Origin of the sequence: Marinobacter sp. M5B (assembly GCF_042604615.1) — a bacterium.
Lineage (GTDB): Bacteria > Pseudomonadota > Gammaproteobacteria > Pseudomonadales > Oleiphilaceae > Marinobacter > Marinobacter salarius.
The window spans coordinates 3,062,100-3,080,957 of record NZ_CP156894.1 but is presented as its reverse complement, the minus strand read 5'-3'; the positions used below and the strand labels follow the sequence as shown (position 1 = coordinate 3,080,957).

The 18,858-nt window shown below is 47.9% G+C and carries 15 protein-coding genes; all 15 read left to right on the top strand.

Going from position 1 to position 18,858, the window contains the following annotated elements; translation table 11 throughout:
- The first annotated feature begins 257 nt into the window (after positions 1-257).
- The 15 genes from AAGD24_RS13950 to AAGD24_RS13880 all read left to right on the top strand — a co-directional run bounded on the left by AAGD24_RS13950 (position 258) and on the right by AAGD24_RS13880 (position 18,842).
- Positions 258-1,427 carry a TDP-N-acetylfucosamine:lipid II N-acetylfucosaminyltransferase gene (locus tag AAGD24_RS13950; protein ID WP_379865420.1) on the top strand — a complete coding sequence of 390 codons (1,170 nt, stop codon included), beginning with the start codon at positions 258-260 and terminating at the stop codon, positions 1,425-1,427.
- A complete protein-coding gene (locus tag AAGD24_RS13945) occupies positions 1,427-2,857 on the top strand; it encodes a lipopolysaccharide biosynthesis protein (protein WP_379865418.1) in 1,431 nt (476 codons plus the stop codon). Before AAGD24_RS13950 ends, AAGD24_RS13945 begins: the two co-directional genes overlap by 1 nt.
- A 25-nt stretch (positions 2,858-2,882) precedes the next feature.
- On the top strand, positions 2,883-3,692 hold the full coding sequence (locus tag AAGD24_RS13940; RefSeq protein WP_379865416.1) for a sulfotransferase family protein: 810 nt from the start codon (positions 2,883-2,885) through the stop codon (positions 3,690-3,692).
- A gap of 430 nt (positions 3,693-4,122) precedes the next feature.
- Positions 4,123-5,103, top strand: coding sequence for a glycosyltransferase family 2 protein (locus AAGD24_RS13935; RefSeq protein ID WP_379865415.1), 981 nt, complete (start codon positions 4,123-4,125; stop codon positions 5,101-5,103).
- Positions 5,081-6,424, top strand: a complete 1,344-nt coding sequence (locus tag AAGD24_RS13930; RefSeq protein ID WP_379865413.1) for an O-antigen polymerase — start codon at positions 5,081-5,083, stop codon at positions 6,422-6,424. The genes AAGD24_RS13935 and AAGD24_RS13930 overlap by 23 nt, the downstream gene beginning before the upstream one ends.
- A 51-nt stretch (positions 6,425-6,475) precedes the next feature.
- Positions 6,476-7,648 carry a glycosyltransferase gene (locus AAGD24_RS13925; protein WP_379865411.1) on the top strand — a complete coding sequence of 391 codons (1,173 nt, stop codon included), beginning with the start codon at positions 6,476-6,478 and terminating at the stop codon, positions 7,646-7,648.
- A 532-nt stretch (positions 7,649-8,180) separates the two neighbouring features.
- Positions 8,181-9,347: a glycosyltransferase family 4 protein gene (locus tag AAGD24_RS13920; protein ID WP_379865409.1), complete on the top strand. Its 1,167-nt coding sequence runs from the start codon at positions 8,181-8,183 to the stop codon at positions 9,345-9,347.
- A 24-nt stretch (positions 9,348-9,371) separates the two neighbouring features.
- On the top strand, positions 9,372-10,343 hold the full coding sequence (locus AAGD24_RS13915; protein WP_379865408.1) for a UDP-glucose 4-epimerase family protein: 972 nt from the start codon (positions 9,372-9,374) through the stop codon (positions 10,341-10,343).
- A 2-nt stretch (positions 10,344-10,345) separates the two neighbouring features.
- A complete protein-coding gene (locus AAGD24_RS13910; RefSeq protein ID WP_379865406.1) occupies positions 10,346-10,903 on the top strand; it encodes a sugar transferase in 558 nt (185 codons plus the stop codon).
- Between the two features lie 208 nt (positions 10,904-11,111).
- Entirely contained in the window at positions 11,112-13,052 is a 1,941-nt protein-coding gene (locus AAGD24_RS13905) for a polysaccharide biosynthesis protein (protein WP_379865404.1), read from the top strand.
- Positions 13,053-13,085: 33 nt separating this feature from the next.
- On the top strand, positions 13,086-13,706 hold the full coding sequence (gene cysC, locus AAGD24_RS13900; RefSeq protein WP_036210023.1) for an adenylyl-sulfate kinase: 621 nt from the start codon (positions 13,086-13,088) through the stop codon (positions 13,704-13,706).
- A gap of 6 nt (positions 13,707-13,712) precedes the next feature.
- Positions 13,713-15,482, top strand: a complete 1,770-nt coding sequence (locus AAGD24_RS13895) for an SLC13 family permease (protein WP_075196464.1) — start codon at positions 13,713-13,715, stop codon at positions 15,480-15,482.
- 55 nt (positions 15,483-15,537) lie between these two features.
- The gene (locus tag AAGD24_RS13890; RefSeq protein ID WP_379865402.1) at positions 15,538-16,935 is read left to right on the top strand and encodes an MBL fold metallo-hydrolase RNA specificity domain-containing protein; all 1,398 of its coding nucleotides are present in this window, start codon (positions 15,538-15,540) and stop codon (positions 16,933-16,935) included.
- 34 nt (positions 16,936-16,969) lie between these two features.
- Positions 16,970-18,232 carry a Vi polysaccharide biosynthesis UDP-N-acetylglucosamine C-6 dehydrogenase TviB gene (tviB, locus tag AAGD24_RS13885; protein WP_379865400.1) on the top strand — a complete coding sequence of 421 codons (1,263 nt, stop codon included), beginning with the start codon at positions 16,970-16,972 and terminating at the stop codon, positions 18,230-18,232.
- Between the two features lie 241 nt (positions 18,233-18,473).
- Positions 18,474-18,842: a histone-like nucleoid-structuring protein, MvaT/MvaU family gene (locus AAGD24_RS13880; RefSeq protein ID WP_007154106.1), complete on the top strand. Its 369-nt coding sequence runs from the start codon at positions 18,474-18,476 to the stop codon at positions 18,840-18,842.
- The last annotated feature ends 16 nt before the right edge of the window (positions 18,843-18,858 follow it).

The following is an 18,858-nucleotide window of genomic DNA, read 5'->3' as shown; positions in this document are numbered from 1 at the left end:
AACCGATCAATAGAGCATGACATTGCTACATTACCTAAACATAAGAAGCTGGTTGTTCAGTATGAAGACTTCTATCAACGGCCAGAGTATTACTTTAATGAAATCACAAATCGACTGGTGGAGCAGGGTGCTATGATTGCTGAGCGAGAACCCACACACTTTTGGAAAACTTTGTTTTCCAACTCGAATCGCTGGAGGCTGGAAGGATACTCGCAGGAGGATGCGGAGAGGGTTTATAAGGCAGTGAGCACTGATAATTGAAACTTCTTCATCTTATTCGTGACGAGAAATTTCCAGACTCAGCATATGAACTCTTCGAAGCAGTTGCTCCGGGCCAAAATACGTTCATGCTGGTTGGAACCTCTGAGCCCATTGTCCACCTCAAGAAGGTCAAACCTGTTCGCGTGTTCAAATACGCATTCTGGAGCGCTAAGTTCGTTCGATCTTTTGAGCGTTATGACGCTATTATCCTCCATTCATTGCAACCATTCGCCCTAGAGCTGTTAGCTCGGCTAAATACCAATACACCAGTGGTTTGGATCGGGATGGGTTATGATTACTATGATCTATTGACCTCTAGTCCTTCCGATTTGCTAAAGCCAGAAACCTTGGCGATTCACGGCCCAACAGCATCACGGTTAAAAAAAACACCAAAGCAGCTTTTCGCAGGTGCGCTCAATAGGGTTCTACACCCCAATGCCATCCGGAAGCAGTCGCTGGTAAGGAAAATTGATCTATTTGCGCCAGTGCTGCAAAGCGAATATGCACTGTTGAAACAGGTTTTGGGCGACAAGAAATTTCCAGAGTTCGTCCGCTGGAATTACGGTAAAATCGCTGACCTGGTAGATGGTAAGCTGGGTCACAAAGATATTACTGGTAAGAATATTCTTATAGGCAACAGTGCGACCCCCACCAACAATCAAATAGACGTTTTCAGAACGCTGGCAGAGGCAGGGATTCCGAGAGGTTCAATGATAATTGCGCCTCTTAGCTACGGCAAAGCAGACTATCGGGAAAAAGTGATCGGAGAAGGGAAAAGGCTTTTTGGTGATCAGTTCAGGCCTGTAACTGAATTCATGGAGCTGGATGAATACATCGAGTTGCTCAGCACCTGCTCTAGCGTAATTATGAATCATTTGCGACAGCAAGGGGCTGGAAGCCTATTCATTGCTCTGTACATGGGGGCAAAAGTTTATCTCGATGCACGTAACCCTCTATATGCAGAGTTCAAGAGCACTGGCCTTACGGTAAGCTCGGTGGATGCACTTTTTGGAGATTCCGCAACATTGGACCAGCCTCTGCAGTCATCACTTGTTGTCAGGCAGCGGGAGATTATTAGGGCAACCAGAGGGCGAGCCGCCTTTGAGCGATGTACTGAAAATCTTATTGCCGAAGTTGTCCGCGTCAAAAAAGAGAAAGCAGTGTAATGTCCCTTGGTAAAAGAACCTCTGCTGCTGTGATTTGGAGCTTTGGCGAACAACTCGCCAGGCGGGGCGTTGGCATAATGGTTACGCTGTTGCTTGCCAGGTTCTTGGTGCCAGAAGATTTCGGTCTTGTTGCCATGATGACAGTGTTTCTGGCCTTGGGGCAGTCTCTTATGGACTCGGGGTTCCGGCAGGCTTTGATACGGCTGCCCGAGATCACCGAAACAGAATATTCGACTGCTTTCTTCGCTAATTTGGTGCTAGGGCTGGTGGCTTACTTCATTCTATTTGCTGCTGCTCCGGCAATTGCAGCGTTTTATGAAGAAACCCGGTTGATAGGGCTGATACGAGTCGCTTCTCTAGCGATCATTATAAACTCATTCCAAGTGGTTCAGGTGGCCAGCCTCAGCCGCGAACTGAACTTCAAGGCGCAGATGCAAGCGGGTTTACCTGCGAGCATTATCTCCGGAGCTATTGCCGTTGCTCTCGCCTATTTAGACTTCGGTGTTTGGGCATTGGTGGTTCAGACGTTGCTTGGGGCGATTATCCATACCGCGTTACTTTGGTGGCGGCACGGCTGGCGACCCACGAACCGCTTCAGCTTGATCTCTGCGAAGGGTATGTATAAATTTGGTTATAAGTTATTTTTCTCCCAGAGCTTGGAAATTCTATTCCAGAATATATATCCCTTGGTGATCGCCAAGCTATTTACGGCGTCGACTGCCGGTTTGTACTTCTTTGCAGACAGGATTCGTGAGTTAGTTGTCAGCCAGTTTTTACACTCGATTCAAGCCGTAACCTTTCCTGCTCTAGCAAAAAAGCAGTCGAATCCGGCGGAGTTGAAAGATGCCTATCGTCGAGTAATCCGAGTCATCATGGCCTTGTATGTGCCTTTGGTGGGCGGGTTGATTCTGATCTCCCCCTGGCTCTTTGAGTTGTTGTTCCCCGATGAATGGTACCCCGCACACCGTTATCTTCAAATACTTAGCCTTGCGGCCCTGCTCTACCCGATTCATTCACTGAACCTGAATATTCTCAGGGTGCTGGGGCGATCGGACATCCTATTGACTTTACAGGTACTCAAGAAAGTAGTGACGACTGTAGTTTTAGCTACCACTGCGCAGATTGGGATAGAAGCAGTGCTTTGGGGCCAGGTTGTTCAGTCATTGATTTTTTATTTTCCAAACAAATACTACTCAGATCGCTTGATAGGTTACTCCTTCGTTGAACAGTTTAAAGACATTAGCCTTTACTATGCAGCTTCAGCCCTGATTTTCGCAGTTTCTATGTGGGTAGTTTCACAGGTTGGTCTGGGTGCACTTTTAAGTCTCGTGCTGGCTTTCTGCGTATTTTCCAGTTTATATATCTGTGTGATTTTAATGTTGGATAAACCGCTGGTTAGCGAGGTGCTAAAAGTTGTTGGAAAGGCTTAGTGAAATTTTGAGAAAAGTCGTCGTCATGCTAAAGCTGGTTACTGTAAGGGCGGTTCAGGGAATTCGTGAAGCCCACAAGCAGCACGTACTCACTCAGCTGAGGGAAACTGAACCTGTGTTTATTCTTGGCGTTCAAAAGTCTGGTACTACTGCGATAGCAGCACTTTTGGCCGAAGCCTCCGGTGTGTCCGCAACACTAGACATCACTCGTGCAATAAACCGCCCTGGTGCAAAGATTCTTCGAAAGTACGGTGTAGAAAGGTTTGACGATTTTGTATACCGGTATAGAAAAGAGTTCAAACGAAAAATTGTAAAAGAGCCCGGGTTAACATTTGATTATGAAAGCCTGAAAGAGATCTTCCCGAAAGCGCGCTTTTTGATGATCATGCGGGAGCCAAAGGATAATATTCGCAGCATTCTTGATCGGCTAAAGATACCAGGAAACCGGAAATGGCTTGATCCCAAAGAGTGGCCAGAGTTGAATAAATCACCGGCTTGGCGAATAAACCTGGATTCCTCGTGGTTAGGTCACTGGCCGGAATCGTACGTGGATTCATTGGCTTACCGTTGGAGATTGTCTGCAGAAACTTATTTCAAACATCCAGAAGCTTTCATCCTAATCCGTTACGAAGATTTTTTAGGTGACAAAAAAGGTACTGTTGAGAGGTTGGCTAAAAGTCTGGGATTTAGTTTAACCTCAGATGTCGCAGGCAAGGTTGACAACCAGTATCAGCATAAGGGCCAGAGAGTTACGGATTACGACCAGTATTTTGGGAGTAACTTAGCCTTTATTCGTCGACAATGCGGGGATTTGGCGACACGTTTAGGTTACTGACGCGCCTTAAATGGACTGTGTGAAAGTGGAACGAAGATAGCTTGATCTTATAGAGCAGGTCATTGGTTACGGCAAGGGCCGCTATCGCAGCCTTGCCAAGAAAAACAGTCGACTGTATTTGCTCGCAGCGTTCAGCAACCTGCTGATTGGAGTAAAATATATGCTGGCCAAGGGGCAGCGGGCAAGAAGCATATAAATTATGGGAAAATAGGGTTTAAATTTGCGAATTTTGCCGGCGAAAAACAAGATAAGCAAAACCAGCGGTTGTTCAGGCCTTCCTTAAGTATGTTTCCGCTTATTATAAAATGAAAATGTTAGTAAAACGTTGAATAAATCCGTTAGAAAATACATTTTTTCAAATGTATTTTCTCGCCCCGTTTGGTCAAAATCTAAAAATCTAGAAGCTTAAGAATTAGTGAGAAAAGTGAAAATGAAAAGTAAAGGTAAACCACCGTTTTTTTCTGTTGTGATACCTGTTTACAATAAAGAGTCACATATCGCCAGATCCATTAACTCGGTTCTTAATCAGACCTTTAAAGATTTTGAGTTAATTGTAATCTGTGACCCCTCTACTGATAACAGCAACGGAGAGGTTGATAAGTTTGATGATCCTCGTATTCAGGTTCTCTACCGAGATGAGCCGGGCCCAGGAGGTTATGCTGCGCGCAACCTTGGTATCAAGCAAGCAAAATCAGAATGGATAGCATTTCTAGATGCAGATGATGAATGGTATTCAAATTATTTAGAGCTCGCACACGAAAGAGCGAAAAAATTCAAAACGAATATAATCTGTTTTTCCTATGAAGTTATTGGTGCAAAAAATCATCAAGATAGATTGATTTCGGCCTGCATCGATAAAGATATGGTGTCGAGCAGAGTTGAAGTTTTAAATATATTGAAAGATAAAGATGTGTTCCATGCAAATGTTATATTAATTAAAAAATACGTTCTGGAAAAGATTGGGAGTTTCCCATCTGGCAAGAAGTATAAAAGAGGCGGAGATGTTGACACATGGCTTAGAGCGGTATTGGCTGAAGAAAATGTATTATTTTGTCCTGAAGTTACTTCCTTTTATAATGTTGAAAATAGTGGTGTTATATCTGATAAAAAAAATGCGCTTTCTCCACAGCCGGTAGTCGATACCGTTTCTGAAGTTTTGCCTTCAATTGAGGATGAAAAACTAAATAAATACCTAAAAAAGTTGTCAAATAGGAAAAGCATATCGCGTATATACGATCTGAAGTTAATAGGTGAGTTTAAGCTAGTTGAGCTCAAAAAAATATATTTTAGCGAGTTAGAGCTGAAGCAGTTTCTGAGGATGGCCTTAATAACTGTCCTCCCTGTGTCAGTATACGACCTATGTAGAAATAATTTAAGGTTTTTATATAGTGTTAATTGTAAGAAAGAATAATTTTGTAACATCTGTCGTTGGCATTATTGTAATATTTATTGCTGCTTCAACGAACAGTATATTTTTGTTGCTGCTTCTGTTCTATGCTTATGCCGCGCTAGTGATCTATTTAAATAATAATGGCACTTTATCTGACCCAAGATTGCTGTTAGTTGGATTCTTCACTTTTTATTCTACATTTTTTGCAATTAGAGTGTACATAACGGGGTATTCAGTACTAAGAATAGATGAATATTTGGTCGCATTGAGCCTGAAATATCAGCTTTTCGGTTTGGTTATTTTTGTAGTTTCGCTAAATTTTATTTTATTTTCTGAGAAAAAAGTTTTTCACGTAGATGATTTCTATTTGTCTCGACCCCGTAAATCTTTGAGTTCTAGTTCGGAGAAAATGTTTTTTGGATTTTTAATTCCTTTGGTTTTCCTGAGTTTTTATTTTACTTTTCAATCTGGAGCTAACAGCAAGATAGAAGCAAATCAGTTGAATCCTATTAAAGTGATTTCTGATTTTATATTTTGGGTTTTGATTGCTATAGCAGCTCTTAGGGCTATTAGGCTAAAAGCTGGTTTAATTAAGGACTTATGGCTTTGTTTATTTACACTTACGTGCTTCTTTTACCTCATCGTTACTGGCGAGCGCGATATTTTCTTTAGACTTATTTTCATTCTTCTAGTTGTCCATTTTGATAAGAAAAGAAATGCTAGTTTTCTATTTTTATTGTCGTTAATGCTCTCCGTGGCTCTTCTGGTTCCTGTTACGCAAGCATTCAAGGCCGTATTATTGTCAGGAAACCTGAGTTTAAAAAGTTTCGGGCTTTTTTCAATTTTCTCTAATGAATTCATTTCGGCTGGCCGAAACTTTTATTCTTTAGTTTTATTTGGTGTGGAGCACAGCGCCGAGTACCTTGGAAATGATATTTTAAGAGCATTTTTGCCAAGTCCGATAGCAGTAGATCTTGGTGTTCAGAGCACTGGTTCATGGTTTGGTTCGCATTACAGGGTTGAAAATGATTTCTCAGGTTCAACCGGATGGGGATTCACGCTAATTGGTCAAGGGTATCTGGTTGGTGGTTTTATCGGTATTGCTATAATTAGCTTTATATACGCGTTAATTATTGGCACCTTATACAATTATAGAACTGTTTCAATTTATTGGTACGTATTTTATCTGTTTGCACTGGCAACTAGTATTTATATTTTGAGGGCTGATTTAGCTAATCTTTTATCCCAGACGTTAAAGATAGGCGGATTGACTGTTTTTGGGCTTTTCATTGCTCATCGAATTTTTGTTCTTTGGCATGAAAATAAGATGAGCTCAGTTTAATTATTGTTTAGGCTCGTCTTGTCGGCTCATTTTATGTATTAGGATTTCTTCATGGGAAAAAATTTACTATTTGTTCATGATCATATTTTTACCAAGAAAAACGGTTTAGTTTATTCGGCTGCCGCCTTCCCATCTGATTCTTGGTGTAGATACCTTGATTTTTTTGATTCGGTTAAAGTGGTTGGTCGACATGCTAGTCGAAATAGGGATGTTGGTGGGCTCGTCTTATCATCGAAGGATAACGTTGACTTTTTTTTTGTTGAGGCTCCGCCTTCAAGGGTATTTGGGTTTATTTGCCGTAGGCGAAATGCGAGAAAAATAATTCGCTCACTCCTAGCCTCTAGTTCAGCCCTTGTCGCCAGACTTCCTAGTGAAAATGGATATGTTGCTATTGCACTTGCTAGACAGGCGAGAATACCGATTGCAGTTGAGGTGGTTGGATGTGCTCTGGACGCTTATAATAATTACGGAGGTGTTTTAGCAAAGCTATACGCCCCAATTGCCTATTATAAGATGCGTAGGTCTGTAGCAAGAGCGTCCCAGGTGCTATATGTTACTTCTGAGTATCTGCAAAATAGATATCCAGCGTGCCATGAAACGTTTAAGATCTCAGCATCTAATGTGAATCTTCCCAGCGACTTCTACCCAGAAAAACATTTGTCAGAGAGAATATTTAAATGTAACGAAAAGCTTACCTTAGGTCTTATTGGTAATTATAAGACTAATTATAAAGGTGTGGATGTGGCTGTTCGGTCTGTTGCTTACCTCAGATCGCTCGGGTTGGATGTTTCGCTAAGGATATTGGGGGCGGGTGATTCCTCATCTTATCGCCTTCTCTGTAGAGAGTTGTCTGTTGATGAATATGTCGATTTTTGCGGACCTCTTCCAAATGGTAGGCCAGTTTTAGAATGGCTTGAAAAAGTTGATATATATATTCAGCCAAGTCGTACGGAGGGTTTACCTCGTTCTTTAGTTGAAGCGATGAGTCAAGGTAAACCCTGCTTTGGTGCTAATGTTGGTGGTATACCTGAGCTTTTGTCAGATAGCTATATACATCGTGTAGGAGACCCGGAAGACCTCGGTAACAAAATTATTGCAGCATTGAGGAGGAATCATCTGAAAAGTTTCGATGTTATTAATTATGAAAGTAGTCTCCAGTTTGCATATGATAAAGTAAGTGAAAGGAGATATGAATTCTTTAAAAGGCTGTCTAATAAATCATGATTGGTAAATCTATCTTCTACCAGGTTCGTTTTGCTCTGCCGGTTTGGGCGATTCTTTGCATAACCTCAATTTTGCCCGACAACAGGTTTGCTATTCGAATCAGGGGGGCATTAGTTTCGTTTCTTCTCCCTGGACGGCCCGCTAAACTTCGCCTTGGCCGAGACGTTACGTTGCTTGGGCTTGATCACCTATTCCTGGGTGATGATGTCTATATTGCTAAAGGGTGTTGGTTGAATGCCTTGGGAGGAATGAAAATAAGATCGGAGGTACAATTTGGACCCTACGTTGTAGCGGTCACCACGAAGCATACTCTGAAGAATGGCTCTGTCTCCCAAGGAAGCACCGTTTTTGAGTCCGTGGAAGTAGGGGCCGGTAGCTGGGTTGCGTCTCACGTAACCTTGGCGGCCGGTAGCGTCGTACCTAATGCGTCTGTTATAGCAGCGAATTCCGTGGTCGCTGGTGTACTCCAGCAGCCAGGCCTTTATGCAGGTGCTCCGGCGAAATATCTGAAATCTCTATGAGGTTGTATTGTTTGAAAGCTAAACCTTGTCTAAAAATTTGTTTTGTTCTTACGGATCCCATTAATCTTCATTCCTTGTATCGTAATCAGTTTTCGTATCTCACCTCTCGTTCTGTATCGGTCACGGCAATAGCCTCGCCTGGTCCGGAGCATGAATGGATACAAGAACAAGGAGCGAAGTCGATACCTATTAAGATTGCTCGTAATCCGGAATTGTTTTCCGATTTGGTTTCGCTGATAAAAATTTGGTTTTTCTTTTTATTTAATCGTTTCGATATAGTTGTTGTTTCTACTCCCAAAGCATCACTTCTAGGTGCTTTGGCTGCAAGGCTATCTTTTCAGAGCCGCTTAATTTTTATGATTCGTGGGCGGGCCTATGAAAATATGTTTGGCTTTAAGCGTCGCCTATTTAGGTTTTTCGATATATTGGTCTGTCGCCTCAGCCATCGAGTCCAAAGTATTTCTAAAGAGCTTGCAAATAAGTACGTTGATGAGGGTATCTGTCCACGCCATAAGATCATTGTGTTGGGGTTGGGGTCTAGTAATGGTGTTGATCTTTCGAAGTTTTCTCCGAGGCTTTATTTGCACAAGAAGAACGCCATTCGAACGAATCTTTCAATTGATGAAGAGGCGTTCGTGTTTATGTTCTGTGGCAGGATTAGGCGTGATAAAGGTATAAATGAACTTGTTGGAGCTTTCAGGCGATTTACGTCTGATCTACGTGGCGGAGCCAACTCGATTCTTTTGATCGTTGGTCGTTACGAAGATTTCGATCCACTTAATACTGATACGCGTTCTTTTCTAGAAAATAGCCCCCAGATTCGTTTTGTTCAATGGGCGAGATACGTTGAGCAGTACTTCAGCATTGCTGACGTTTTCGTTTTTCCGTCTTATCGTGAAGGGTTCGGAAATGTGGCCTTGGAAGCCAGTGCCATGGAACTTCCGGTTATTGCTTTCGATGTAGTTGGTTGCCGGGAGGCCGTTGAGGCGGATAGAAGTGGCCTCCTCGTTGAAGCTTTCAACGAGGAGGCACTTTTCGAAGCCATGATCGATTTATACCAAGATTCTGACTTGCGGCAAAGGCTAGGCAAGTATGGCAGAGAGCGTATCGAGAGGTATTTTGATAGCGAGTTAGTCTGGGCTCGACTCCTCGATTTTTATAGAGAAGTCGCATCGTGACGATTTTTATAAATAGGTAATAGCGTGGCTGAGAATGCACTTCGAAATGTTCTTGTTACGGGATCGAATGGTTTTGTTGGCCGGCACCTGATTAGCGGTCTATGTGAACACGGGCTGTATAACGTTCGAGGGGCCGTCCGACAGGTAGCTGGTTTATCTAACAGTGGTATTGACACCGTTATGGTCGGTGATATGGACGCTCATACTGGATGGAAGTCGGCTTTGCACAACGTGGATGTTGTGATTCATACGGCTGCTCGCGTTCATGTGATGGACGACAACGCTAGAGACCCACTTGGTGAGTTTCGAGAAGTAAATGTGCGGGGAACTCTTAACCTCGCACAACAGGCAGCGGACAACGGAGTTAAACGCCTGATCTTTATCAGTTCGATAAAGGTAAACGGTGAGGAAACTAGCGCTGGTATGCCGTATACGGCAGGTGATACACCAGCTCCCGAGGATCCTTATGGAATCTCTAAACTTGAGGCAGAGCAAGGGCTTTTGGCTATTGCGGAGGAAACTGGAATTGAAGTAGTGATCATACGACCGCCACTTGTCTATGGTCCCGGTGTGAAAGGAAATTTTTCTAGTTTGATGAAGTTTGTGGGTAAGGGGATGCCTCTTCCGCTTGGCGCGGTTCACAACAAAAGATCACTTGTAGCCTGCACCAATTTAGTAGATTTCATAATCCGATGTATAGATCATCCCTCAGCCGCAAATCAGGTATTTTTGGTCAGCGACGGTGAAGATCTTTCAACAACAGAGTTGTTGAAGGCTCTTTCCACTGCTGCTGGTAGACATCCCCGACTAATTCCCATACCTCACGCGCTGCTTAACTTTGGTGCTACGGTGTTAGGTAAGAAACGCATCGCTAGTAGAGTCCTGGGTTCTTTACAGGTTGATATTTCGAAGAACAGCGAACTGCTTGACTGGGTCCCGAAGGCGAAAGTAGAAGAAGAGCTGAAGCGTTGTTTTACCTTTACTAAGGAGAACTAAACGTGATTCGCCTTCTGGATATCTTGTGTTCATTTATTGGGTTGATCGTTGGATTGCCCTTATTATTGGTGGTTTACGTCGTCGGTTTGTTCGACACAGGTTCACCAATCTTCCTTCAGGAGAGGGTAGGACGTAATAAGAAGCCATTTATTCTTGTGAAGTTCCGTACAATGAAAAAGGACACTGCGGCCATTGCCAGTCACCTGGCCAGCGTCGATGCGATTACCACGTTCGGGCGCTTCCTGCGTCGAACAAAGCTGGATGAGTTGCCCCAGTTATGGAATGTGCTCAGAGGCGAGATGAGTTTGGTTGGGCCTCGGCCCTGCTTGTTTAACCAAGAAGAGCTGATAGTAGAAAGGGAGCAGCGGGGTGTTTTGGCTGCGCGTCCTGGGATTACTGGGCTAGCCCAAGTCAAAGATATCGATATGTCGACCCCGCAGCTCTTGGCAGAGACAGACCAGAAAATGTTAGAGAATTTAACGGTGGGTGCGTACTTTAAGTACATCTTTATGACAGTTGGAGGCAAGGGAGCTGGCGACAGGGTTCCTGGAAGGGATTAGGTGCCAGAGGGTTTCGAATGTTTAATTCCGTGTTACCTGCGGGGCCGTCCTATAATGTTGGAAGTGCCGTTCTGTGTGCATTGAAATCTTGGTTTATTGATGGCAACGAATGGTGATGGGCAATGGACAGTGAGTTCCAATCTCGATGGAAGCGGGAGGTAACCCTGTGAGCAGGAGCAGGCTGGCAAAGCGTGGAGACAGTAATTTCTTGATTAGGGCATTTCTTAATCTTCCCAGATTTCAAAAGCGGGTCGTGTCCGTTCTGTCGGATGCGTTCTTTCTGTTTTTTGCCATATGGGCTGCTTTCGCCTTGCGCCTTGAGCAGCATCTTTGGTTGCCTACCCGAGAACAACTCACGATTGCTGCCATTACAGTGGTGTTTACCATCGGTGTGTTCATTCGCCTGGGGCTTTATCGGGCGGTTATCCGTTATCTGGGTGACCGGGCTTTCCTCACAATAATCTACGGGGTGATTGCTTCCAGCGTTGCCCTGATTACCTTGGGCTACCTGTTGCAGGTGTTTGTACCTCGCTCGGTGCCCATCATCTACGGCGCTCTTGCTTTTCTATTTGTTAGTGGCACCCGCCTGGGTGTGCGGATGATCGTGAACCATCCCAAGCAGATGGCGAAAGAAGCGGTTGCCATCGTGGGTGCGGGCGAAACAGGCATGCAACTGGCATCCGCTCTGGAGCAGGGCACCGAGTACCGGCCTGTCGTTTTTGTGTCATTTGACCGAGCGAACCATAAGTCCATGATCAATGGCTTGCCCGTCGTCAGCATTAACCACATCGCCAAGCATATGCCGAAGCACCAAGTGCAGCGGATTCTGCTGGCGCTGGATGAAGGTACGCAAATTGATCGCAAGAAACTGCTGAAGCAGCTTGAGCCATTGTCGATCCCGGTCCAAACCGTTCCTTCCATGTCGGAACTGGTGGCGGGCCAGGCGCGGATTAATGACATCAGGGATCTGGAGATTGAAGACCTGCTGGGGCGAGACCCGGTTCGGCCGGACTCTGCCGTTGTAGCCAAGAGTCTGTACCAAAAATCCGTGATGGTCACTGGCGCGGGCGGTTCGATTGGCTCAGAGTTGTGCCGCCAGATTATTCGTCATCGTCCGCGCGCGTTGGTGCTGTTCGAACAGTCCGAGTTTTCTCTGTACGCCATTGAGAGGGAGCTGAGTTCCATCAATCGGGTGGAGGGACTAGGAGTAGAGTTGCATCCCTTACTCGGTAATGTGGGGCATCGGCGCCGCTGCGAGTCTGCCATGAGGGCGTTTGGTGTGCAGACGGTCTACCACGCAGCCGCCTATAAGCACGTACCCTTGGTTGAACACAATGTAATAGAAGGCGTGCAGAATAACGTGTTTGGCACCTGGCACACGGCTGAAGCCGCTATTGCAGCCGGTGTTGAGCGTTTTGTGCTGATTTCCACGGATAAGGCGGTTCGCCCCACCAACGTGATGGGGGCTAGCAAGCGGCTGGCGGAACTGGTGCTGCAGGCGTTGGCACAGCGGCAGAAAAAGACGGTATTCTCCATGGTGCGTTTCGGCAACGTGCTCGGTTCTTCCGGTTCCGTGGTGCCGTTATTTCGGGATCAGATTCGCGATGGTGGCCCGGTTACCGTTACCCATCCGGACATTATCCGGTACTTCATGACCATTCCTGAAGCCAGCCAACTGGTTCTCCAGGCCGGCAGTATCGGCCTGGGTGGCGAGGTGTTTGTGCTTGATATGGGCGAGCCGGTGAAGATTGCGGACCTGGCCCGCAAGATGATTCACCTGATGGGGCTGGAAGAGAAAACGGAAAGCAATCCCGCAGGTGATATTGAGGTGACCTTTAGCGGCCTTCGCCCTGGGGAAAAGCTGTATGAAGAACTGTTGATTGGTGACGATCCGCAAGGTACTTCGCACCCACGAATCATGATGGCACGGGAAGTTTATCTTCCCTGGGAGCAGGTAGAAGACTTCCTCAGTCAGTTGCAGCGGGCGAGCCAGGCATTCGATTGCAGCGCGATTATCGAAGTACTTAAGAATGCCAAAACGGGTTACGCGCCCAACGGCAACCTGGAGGACCTGGTGTGGTGTAACGGGCAGTCCGATGTTGTGGATGCGGATCGCCAGGGGGATAAAGTGCACCGGTTGTCGGTGTAAGAAAATACGTTTCAAGAGCAAGGTTGCTGTTTCATGTCTGAAAATATCGTCTGGCATCACCAGAAAGTCACCCGGGCGGACCGCGCTTCCATCAAGAACCAGAGCCCGTGTCTGTTGTGGTTTACGGGCCTGAGTGGTTCCGGCAAGTCCACCATTGCCAATGCTCTGGATGTTGCCTTGTTTGAGCGCGGTTACCACACGTTCCTGCTGGATGGCGATAACGTGCGCCACGGCCTGAACAGGGATCTGGGGTTTTCTGATGAAGACCGGGTTGAAAACATCCGCCGTATTGGAGAGGTGAGTAAGTTGTTCACCGATTCCGGCGTGATTGTTCTCAGTGCGTTTATCTCACCCTTCACCAGTGATAGGCGCTTGGTGCGTAACCTGTTCCCGGCGGGTGAGTTCATTGAGGTGTTCATGGATACCCCGCTTCAGACGTGTGAAGAGCGGGATCCAAAGGGTCTTTATGAAAAGGCCAGGGCGGGAAAGATCAAACACTTTACGGGTATCGATTCCCCCTATGAGGCGCCTGAACGCCCGGAAGTGCGCCTGGATACGTCGCAGATGTCGGTGGATGATTGTGTGAATCGCTTGATCAGTTACCTGCTGGACCGGCAATTGATCTTTACGTCGCCACAAGCCACCGGAGCGTAAGCGCCTATGGCGTGGGAAGCCATTGTTACCCTGCTTACCTTGTTCTCGGTTCTGGCAGCATTGGTGATTACACGGGTGTCGGCCGATCTGGTGCTGATGGCGGCCCTGGCGTTCCTGTTGATTACCGGCATCCTGGGGCCGGCTGACGCGTTGGCAGGGTTTGCAAACCCGGGCGTGATTACCATTGCAACGCTCTATGTGGTAGCCGCCGGCCTGAAAGAAACCGGGGCCGTTCAGTGGATTGCCCGTTTGCTACTCGGGCATCCGAAAACCGAGAAAGGCGCGCAGCTTCGGATGCTCGCGCCGACTGGTATCCTCAGCGGTTTCATGAACAATACGGCCGTTGTGGCGATGTTCATCCCCGCCATTCAGGACTGGGCCCAGCGCCTGGGTATTCCATCCTCACGCCTTCTCTTACCCTTGAGCTACGCCGCCATTCTGGGCGGCACCTGCACGTTGATTGGTACCAGCACCAACCTGGTGGTGGATGGCATGCTGCAGGCGCGCCTGGGTATTAATCTGGGGTTGTTTGAGTTGGCCTGGGTGGGCGTGCCGCTGTTGTTGGTGGGTGGATGCTATTTGGTGCTGGTGGCATCTCGCATATTGCCGGACCGGGGAGGCATGCGGGAGGAACTGGAGCAGGTTCGGGAATACGGCGTAGAGGTGGAAGTGGACGCCGCTGGCCCGTTGGTGGGCAAAACCGTGGCTCAGGCTGGTTTGCGTGCACTGAATTACGGTTACCTGACGGAGATCGACCGGGGTGGCCGGCTGATTACGGCGGTGGAGCCGGATCGGATGCTGCAACCGGGGGATAGGTTGTATTTTGTGGGCGCGCCGGAATGCGCCAGTGAGTTGCGTCGGATTCAAGGCCTGAAACCAGCCCATGCCAGTATCCAGAAACTGGATCTGGCGAACCATCAGCGCTGCCTGGTGGAAGTGGTGCTGGGACAGGAATTCACGGCCCTGGGGAAGACCGTGCGGGAAAGCCGTTTCCGTACTCGCTTTAACGCCGCGATTCTCTCAGTTTCGCGTGAGGGGAGTAGGGTGCCTGGTAAACTGGGTGATATCACCTTCCGGATGGGCGATACCCTTTTATTGGAGGCCAGTCACCAATTTGTAGAGCAGTACCGCTTCCGCCGGGACTTTTTGTTGGTCAGCGCCCTGAACGATTCCACGCCACCGGATTTTCACCGGGCGCCCCGGGCGCTGGGAATCTTGTTGTTGATGGTTGTGGCCAGTGCTACCGGGCTATTACAGATTATAGAGGCGGCCTTCCTGGCCGCGGGCGCAATGATTGTCACTGGGTGCATTACGGCCAGCCGTGCCCGCCGTAGTGTGGATTTGCCAGTACTGGTGGTGATTTCGGCCTCTTTTGCGCTAGGCAATGCCATGACGGAAACCGGTGGGGCCGAGTGGGTAGCCTCCAGCCTGCTGGGCCTGTTCGGCCCGCTCACGCCCTGGCTCGCTCTGGCGTTGGTGTATATCCTCACCGCTGCCTTTACCGAAGCTATCACCAACAACGCGGCAGCGGTGCTTATGTTTCCGATTGCGTTGGCGGTGTCTGAACAATTAGGCGTTCATTTCCTGCCGTTTGCCGTGGCCGTAATGTTCGCTGCTTCGGCGTCGTTTATTACGCCTCTGGGTTATCAGACCAATCTCATGGTTTATGGCCCCGGCCGCTACCAGTTTATGGATTACGTGCGTTTGGGCTTTCCGTTGAGCCTGCTCGTAGGCTCAACCGCTATCGGTTTGATCCCGTTTGTCTGGGGATTTTGAGCTGTTTGGGAATATACTGGCAGAAAGCGAATTGTGAATAACAAGGATGTGTTGAATGATCGATATAAAACACCACGGAGCGGTGTCAGGTGTAACCGGTTCTTGCCACGAGTTGGTCGTTGGCAGTTCCGGTATTCTGATTGATTGCGGCCTGTTCCAGGGTGCGGAAGCCGGTAACGGCGCGAGTGCGTCGAATCTCGCCATTGATTTCTCCATTAGCCATATCCGTGCGCTGGTGGTTACCCATGTGCACATCGACCACGTCGGTCGCATTCCCTATCTTCTGGCTGCCGGGTTTGACGGGCCGATTATCTGTTCGGAGCCATCGGCCATTATGTTGCCGGAGATTCTTGAGGATGCCCTGAAGATTGGCTTCACCCGAGACCGGGCCCTGATTGAGAGGGTGCTTGGGTTGATTCGATCCCGTCTTGTGCCGGTGCCCTACGAGCAATGGCATTCGGTGTTCGATGGCAAGGATGAGTCGCTTTCCGTTCGGTTGCAGAGGGCCGGGCATATTCTTGGTTCGGCTTATGTGGAGTGCGAAGCGGAGAGCGATGGTGAGTTCGAGCGTGTCGTGTTCAGTGGTGATCTTGGGGCTTCCCATGCGCCACTGTTGCCTGAGCCACAGCCGCCGGAGCGTGCTGACAGGTTGGTGATTGAAAGCACCTACGGCGATAAGGACCACGAGAGCCGGGAAGAGCGTCGTTATCGTCTCAAGGCGGTGCTGGAGCACGCCCTTGAGGACGGCGGGACGGTTCTGGTGCCGGCGTTCAGTATTGGGCGTACTCAGGATCTGCTGTACGAAATTGAAAGTCTGATTCATGAGTTCGGCAGCGATGACGTCGCGCCGGACTTGCCTTGGCGGGATCTCGAGATCGTTGTGGACTCGCCTCTGGCCGCCACTTTTACCCGTATCTACCGGGACCTCAAGCCTTTTTGGGACGCTGAAGCCACCGAATTGGTCAGTCAGGGCAGGCACCCGCTCTCGTTCGAACAACTTACGCTGATCAACAGCCATGAAGACCACCTCAATGCCGTGGATTATCTGGCAAAGTCACACCGCCCCTGCGTGGTGCTTGCTGGCTCTGGCATGTGTGCAGGGGGCAGGGTGGTGAACTACCTGAAGGCTATGCTGGCGGATGAACGCAACGATGTGTTGTTTGTGGGCTATCAGGCTACGGGCACGCCGGGCAGGGATATTCTCACCTATGGGCCTCGTGGTGGCTGGGTGGAGTTTGACGGCCAGCGTTACGATATTCGCGCCCGGGTTCATCAAGTGGGTGGTTACTCCGCCCATGCGGGGCAATCGGATTTGCTGCGGTTCGTAAGCGGAATTGAGTCGCCACCAACGGAGGTCAGGATTGTGCATGGTGATGCGAAAGCCAAAGAATCGTTGAAAAGCCAATTTCATTCCGCCGGACTAACGGGGATAATGATCCCAGGTTTGGCGTAAACCAGTTATTTGTTATTAAAGGATTGTTGGAATCATGAAAAAGATCGCCGTCGTCGGCCTGGGATATGTCGGTTTGCCTTTGGCCGCCGCATTTGGGGAAAAGCGGGACGTTGTTGGTTTTGATATCAACGTAAAGCGAATAGCCGAACTAAAAGATGGCGTGGATTTTACCCGTGAGGTTTCCCGCGAAGAGCTGGCGGCTTCAAAAGGGTTGTCGTTTGCCGACTCCCTGGACGGTATTCGCGATTGCCAGATCTATATTGTGACGGTTCCCACACCAATTGATGAGTTCAAATCCCCGGACTTAACACCGCTGGTGAAAGCCAGTGAGAGTGTGGGGAGCGTGCTCAAGCATGGCGATATTGTTATTTATGAGTCCACGGTTTATCCGGGGGCAACGGAAGAAGTCTGCGTTCCCATTCTGGAAAAAGTATCTGGCCTTGTTTTCAATCAGGACTTCCACGCCGGTTACAGCCCCGAGCGGATTAACCCGGGTGATAAAGAACATCGTGTTACCACCATTAAAAAGGTAACTTCCGGCTCTACGCCGGCCATCGCCGATGAAGTGGACGCGATTTATGCCGGTATTATTACCGCTGGTACTCACAAGGCCAGTTCCATTAAGGTGGCCGAGGCTGCCAAGGTGATTGAGAATACCCAGCGTGATTTGAACATTGCGCTAATGAATGAGTTATCAATGATTTTTTCCAAGCTTAAAATTGATACTCACGAAGTGATTGCTGCCGCATCGACCAAGTGGAATTTCCTCCCGTTCAAACCGGGATTGGTTGGCGGGCACTGTATTGGCGTGGACCCTTACTATCTGACTCACAAGGCCCAGGCCATTGGCTATCATCCGGAAATTATCCTGTCTGGCCGCCGCGTCAACGACAACATGGGCCCGTATGCAGCGTCTGAATTGGTGAAGGCGATGATCAAGGCTGGGCATACGGTTGCCAACGCTCGAGTGTTGATCATGGGCTTTACTTTTAAGGAGAACTGCCCCGATTTACGTAATACTCGCGTTATTGATGTGGTTAAGGAGTTGTCTGAATTTGGTTGCAAGGTGGATGTAACGGATTGCTGGGCCGACAATGAAGAGGCTGAGCACGAATACGGAATCACATTGAACCAGAATCCGGAAAAAGCCCAGTACGATGCGTTACTTCTAGCGGTTCCGCATAGAGAGTATGTGGCGAGATCGTCCCATGATTTACGCGAATATATGAAGGACAATGGGGTTTTGTTTGATCTGAAAGGTGTATTGCCACTGGGTGAAGCTGATTTGCGTTTATAAACGCTTTGGCTATTTAAATAAAAAACCAGCCTGCGGGCTGGTTTTTTTTGGGTTACTTTTCCGTAAATGAATTATTTTGCCATGGCCTGTTTTATGGATTACTATTTCCCGTGACTTTCAGTCATAACCGTCATATTCAAAAATTATCCATTCGCAGGTTCCGTGCTTGGTTGTCTGAACTAATTGCGGTCTTCGAATATCGGCAAATCAATAGCAGTTATTTAAATAAGGGTTTGTATCCATGGCAAAGATTAACGATTACTACCAGAAAAAACAGCTTATGGAAAAGCTCTCTGAAGAACTGGCGAAACTGGAGCAGGACCAGGCGCTGAAAAGCGAGCTTGAGTTTGAAAACAAGGTTCGCGACCTGATGAAGAAGTATGACAAGTCGCCAAAAGACGTTCTGCAGATTCTGGGCGCCATTGATCCGTCCATTTCAGGCGCTAAGGCCGACACAGCCAGCGGCAGCCGCCCCAAACGCCCCATGAAGACCTACAAGAACCCGAACACCGGTGAAGTGGTCAAGACGCGTGGTGGGAACCACAAGGTATTGAACGAGTGGCGCCAGAAGCATGGAAAAGAAACTGTGCAGAGCTGGCAGCAGGACTGATTGAGTCGTTTTTAAC

Excerpts from the sequence above, each read along its gene's own strand:
- AAGD24_RS13945 (WP_379865418.1), top strand. The coding sequence starts at position 1,427 with ATGTCCCTTGGTAAAAGAACCTCTGCTGCTGTGATTTGGAGCTTTGGC.
- AAGD24_RS13940 (WP_379865416.1), top strand. The coding sequence starts at position 2,883 with ATGCTAAAGCTGGTTACTGTAAGGGCGGTTCAGGGAATTCGTGAAGCC.
- AAGD24_RS13935 (WP_379865415.1), top strand. The coding sequence starts at position 4,123 with ATGAAAAGTAAAGGTAAACCACCGTTTTTTTCTGTTGTGATACCTGTT.
- AAGD24_RS13925 (WP_379865411.1), top strand. The coding sequence starts at position 6,476 with ATGGGAAAAAATTTACTATTTGTTCATGATCATATTTTTACCAAGAAA.
- cysC (WP_036210023.1), top strand. The coding sequence starts at position 13,086 with ATGTCTGAAAATATCGTCTGGCATCACCAGAAAGTCACCCGGGCGGAC.
- AAGD24_RS13895 (WP_075196464.1), top strand. The coding sequence starts at position 13,713 with ATGGCGTGGGAAGCCATTGTTACCCTGCTTACCTTGTTCTCGGTTCTG.
- AAGD24_RS13890 (WP_379865402.1), top strand. The coding sequence starts at position 15,538 with ATGATCGATATAAAACACCACGGAGCGGTGTCAGGTGTAACCGGTTCT.
- tviB (WP_379865400.1), top strand. The coding sequence starts at position 16,970 with ATGAAAAAGATCGCCGTCGTCGGCCTGGGATATGTCGGTTTGCCTTTG.
- AAGD24_RS13880 (WP_007154106.1), top strand. The coding sequence starts at position 18,474 with ATGGCAAAGATTAACGATTACTACCAGAAAAAACAGCTTATGGAAAAG.